This window comes from Enterobacter cloacae complex sp. OE43NF (genome assembly GCF_023544405.1).
Lineage (GTDB): Bacteria > Pseudomonadota > Gammaproteobacteria > Enterobacterales > Enterobacteriaceae > Enterobacter > Enterobacter cloacae.
Map to the genome: position 1 here is coordinate 1 of NZ_JAMJFW010000098.1, position 4470 is coordinate 4470.

General features: G+C 54.5%; 3 protein-coding genes. All 3 read left to right on the plus strand.

Features of this window, described 5'->3' with window-relative positions:
- Positions 1-547 (plus strand): NlpC/P60 family protein (locus tag M8370_RS22825; protein WP_250021798.1); only part of this gene is annotated, 547 nt, incomplete at its 5' end.
- The gene (locus tag M8370_RS22830; RefSeq protein WP_044158363.1) at positions 535-1122 is read left to right on the plus strand and encodes a tail assembly protein; all 588 of its coding nucleotides are present in this window, start codon (positions 535-537) and stop codon (positions 1120-1122) included. The genes M8370_RS22825 and M8370_RS22830, both read left to right, overlap by 13 nt.
- A 53-nt stretch (positions 1123-1175) precedes the next feature.
- Positions 1176-4470 (plus strand): TipJ family phage tail tip protein (locus M8370_RS22835; RefSeq protein ID WP_250021800.1); only part of this gene is annotated, 3295 nt, incomplete at its 3' end.

Here is a 4470-nt window from a genome sequence, read left to right on the forward strand (position 1 = left end):
GACGGTGGTGGCCATTGTTCACAGCCATCCTGATGCGACGACGCAGGCCAGCGAGCTGGATAAGGCACAGTGTGATGCAACGCTGCTGCCCTGGCATATTGTGAGCTGGCCAGAGGGGGATTTACGTACCATTCAGCCACGCGGGGAGCAGCCATTGCTGGAGCGTCCGTTCGTGCTTGGCCACTTCGATTGCTGGGGTCTGGTAATGAGCTATTTCCGGCAGACCCACGGTATCGAGCTCCACGATTACCGGGTGGATTATCCCTGGTGGGAAAACGACTACCCGGACAATTTCTATCAGGAGTGCTGGTACGAGTGCGGATTCAGGGAGTTTGATGGCCCGCCTCAGGAAGGGGACCTCGTCATCATGCAGGTGCAGGCCGATAAGTGGAATCATGCCGGGATTTTACTGGAGGGTAACATGCTGCTGCACCATCTTTACGGGCATCTGAGTCAGCGTGTTCCTTATGGCGGATACTGGCAGGAGCGCACGATGAAAATCGTTCGTTATAAAGATGTAATGGCAGGTGAAACATGCAGGAAGTAATGACCCGCATTGAGCTTGGCGGCGTGCTCGGGAAAACATTCGGTAAAATTCACCACCGCCTGATTTCCCGTGTAAGCGAGGCGGGAGTGGCGCTCGCAAAGACTATTCCGGGCTTTGAGCAGTTTATGATTTCCAGCCAGCGCCGTGGGCTCACATACTCCGTATTTAAGGGTAAAAAAAACATCGGTGTGGATGACCTCGGTTTCCCGGTTACCGGCGATGTTATCCGTATTGTCCCGGTAATCATCGGGAGTAAAAAAGCCGGTTTGATTCAAACTATCCTGGGCGCAGTATTAGTGATTGCATCGATCTGGATGCCAGGTCTGAGTATAGCTGCCAGCAATATGATGTTTGCTGCTGGTGCGTCCATAACGCTGGGGGGGGTAGTTCAGATGATATCCCCTCAGGCTACAGGGCTGGCCAGCAAACAGAGCTCAGATAACCGCGCCTCATACGCGTTCGGCGGAGTCACAAATACCGCCGCACAGGGTTACCCGGTTCCGCTCCTGTACGGCCGCCGGAGAATCGGCGGGGCAATTATTTCTGCCGGAATTTATGTCGAAGATCAGCAGTAGTTAACAAACCTTTTTACAAGCCACCTTCGGGTGGCTTTTTTTATGGGCGCGATATGGCTAAAACAATTACCGGACGAAAAGGCGGGAGCTCCAGTTCCCGAACTCCCACCGAACAGCCTGATGATCTGCAATCTGTAGCGAAGGCAAAGATCCTCGTTGCGCTTGGGGAAGGGGAGTTTGCTGGACAGCTCACCGGGAAGGATATCTACCTGGACGGAACGGCGCTGGAGAACGCCGACGGCTCCCAAAACTTCAGCGGCGTGGCGTGGGAATTCCGCCCGGGGACGCAGGCACAAAAATACATTCAGGGCATCCCCGGTACCGAAAACGAAATCAGCGTGGGCACCGCAGTTTCAAGCACCACCGCCTGGACACACACCTTTACCAACACGCAGCTGTCAGCCGTTCGCCTGCGCCTGAAATGGCCATCGCTTTTTAAACAGGAGAACGATGGCGATCTGGTTGGCTATTCAATTAACTACGCCATTGATCTGCAGACTGATGGTGGTACCTGGCAGACGGTACTTAATACCAGCGTAACCGGCAAGACAACTTCCGGCTACGAACGCAGCCATCGCATCGACTTACCACAGGCAGGCAGCACATGGACGGTGCGCCTGCGTAAGCTCACGGCGGATGCCAACAGCGCGAAAATTGGCGACACAATGACGCTGCAGAGCTACACAGAGGTTATCGACGCCAAACTGCGTTATCCAAATACCGCGCTGCTCTACATCGAATTTGACTCAAGCCAGTTTAACGGCTCTATCCCGCAAATAGCCTGCGAACCGCGAGGCCGTGTAATCCGCGTTCCGGATACGTATGACCCGGAGACCCGCACCTATAGCGGCACATGGACGGGGGTGTTTAAGTGGGCGTGGACGGATAATCCGGCCTGGATTTTTTACGATCTGGTGGTGAGCGACCGCTTTGGGCTGGGCAATCGCCTGACGGCGGCCAATATTGATAAATGGACGCTTTACCAGGTCGCACAATATTGCGATCAGCCGGTTCCCGATGGTAAAGGCGGTAGCGGCACCGAGCCTCGTTATACCTGCAACGTGTACGTGCAGGAGAGGAATGACGCCTATACCGTGTTACGTGATTTTGCGGCGATATTCCGGGGTATGACGTACTGGGGTGGCGATCAAATCGTTGCGCTTGCGGATATGCCCCGCGATGTGGATTACAGCTACACGCGTGCAAACGTGGTTAATGGCCGCTTTACCTATTCGGGCAGCACCACCAAAACCCGATATACCACGGCACTGGTTTCCTGGTCCGATCCGGGTAATGCCTACGCGGATGCGATGGAGCCTGTATTTGAGCAGGATCTCGTTGCTCGCTTTGGCACAAATCAGCTCGAAATGACAGCCATTGGTTGTACCCGGCAGTCAGAGGCAAACCGCAAAGGGCGCTGGGGTATCCTGACCAATAACAAGGATCGCATCGTGTCGTTCGATGTTGGTCTTGACGGCAAGATCCCACAGCCTGGTTATATCATCGCGGTTGCCGATGAGCTGCTTTCCGGAAAAGTGATGGGAGGGCGCATCAGCGCGGTTAACGGTCGCGTTATCACGCTTGATCGTGATTCGGCAGCCGCTCCCGGAAGCCGTCTGATGGTTAACCTTCCGTCCGGCGCATCGCAGAGCAGGACGATACAGAGCGTAAACGGCCGGGCCGTCACCGTGACAACGGCATACAGCGAAACACCTGCAGTGGAATCGGTGTGGATTGTCGAGTCCGAAGAGCTTTACGCGCAGCAATATCGCGTTATCAGCGTTACGGATAATAATGACGGAACGTATTCGATTTCTGGCGCTTTGCACGATCCGGATAAATATGCGCGTATCGATACCGGTGCCATTATCGACCAGCGGCCAATAAGTGTTATTCCGCCTGGTAACCAGTCGCCGCCTGACAACATCGTGATCAGCTCGTTTTCCGTGGTGCAGCAAAATATCAGCGTCGAAACGATGCGCGTGAGCTGGGACCAGGCGCAGAACGCTATCGCCTATGAAGCGCAATGGCGCCGCAACGACGGGAACTGGGTTAACGTGCCGCGCAGCTCCACCACATCATTCGACGTCCCGGGGATTTATGCCGGGCGCTACCTGGTACGCGTGCGCGCAATCAATGCCGCAGAAATCTCGTCCGGATGGGGCTATTCAGAAGAGAAAGCGCTGACGGGTAAAGTAGGCAATCCACCGAAGCCGGTTGGCTTCATCGCTTCTGAAAATGTGGTTTTCGGCATCGAGCTGAACTGGGGATTCCCGGCGAATACCGACGACACGCTGAAGACGGAAATTCAGTATAGCCTGACCGGTACCGAGGACGATGCAATGCTGCTGGCCGATGTGCCTTACCCGCAGCGCAAATATCAGCAGATGGGCCTTAAGGCTGGGCAGATTTTCTGGTACCGCGCGCAGCTGGTGGACCGCAGCGGCAACGAATCAGGGTACACAGAATGGGTGCGAGGACAGGCCAGCATCGATGTTTCCGACATCACAGATGTGATCCTGGAGGAGATTAAAGATTCTGAGGTATTTAAGGATCTGATTGAGAGTGCTGTAGACAGTAGCGAGAAACTGGCCGAACTTTCTGATGCGATTAAGGAGAACGCCGATGGTCTGGCTGCAGCAGTAGGTTCGAATAAGCAGACAGCAGAAGCAATCATTGGCAACGCCCTGGCTATTGCTGATGTTGTTGTGCGCCAGACTGCGCAGCAGGGGGCTAACTCTGCGAAATTCGAACAGCTCCGGGAGGTGATCGCCACTGAGACGGAAGCGCGCGTCACGGATGTTACCCGCCTTGAGGCAAAAACTGCGCAGAATGAAGCCGGAATTACTGATGTTCGCCAGGCGTTAGCAACGGAAACTGAAGCGCGCGCTTCTGCTGTAAGCCAGTTGACTGCAGCCACTCAGGCCGCATCTGACAAAGCTGATTCTGCTGCTGCGGTCGGAGAACAGAATACAGCTTCAATCACCAACCTTAGCCAGGTTGTCACAGACCTCGATTCCTCAATGGCATCACGCCTTGAAGAGCTGGGAGCGAAAACGGACAAGGCCAACGGCGGAATTCAAAACAATGCTATTGCGCTAATCACCAGCACACTCGCACAGGTTAACCAGCGCAACCTCCTGAGCGTTCAGTATGGAGATAACAAAGCCGGTATAGAGCGAGTTGACAATGTCATGGCCGACGCAAGTAAAGCTGTCGCTGAGTCATTGCGCACCTTGGATTCCAGCACCGGTGGAAACACGGCAAATGTTACTGATTTGTCGAAAACACTTGCTGATTTCACCCAGGCGTCTGCTACGCAAATAAACTCGCTAAAGGTCACGGTTG

Bases quoted from the DNA above. Each gene is read 5' to 3' on its own strand.
- M8370_RS22830 (WP_044158363.1), top strand. From the start codon at position 535: ATGCAGGAAGTAATGACCCGCATTGAGCTTGGCGGCGTGCTCGGGAAA.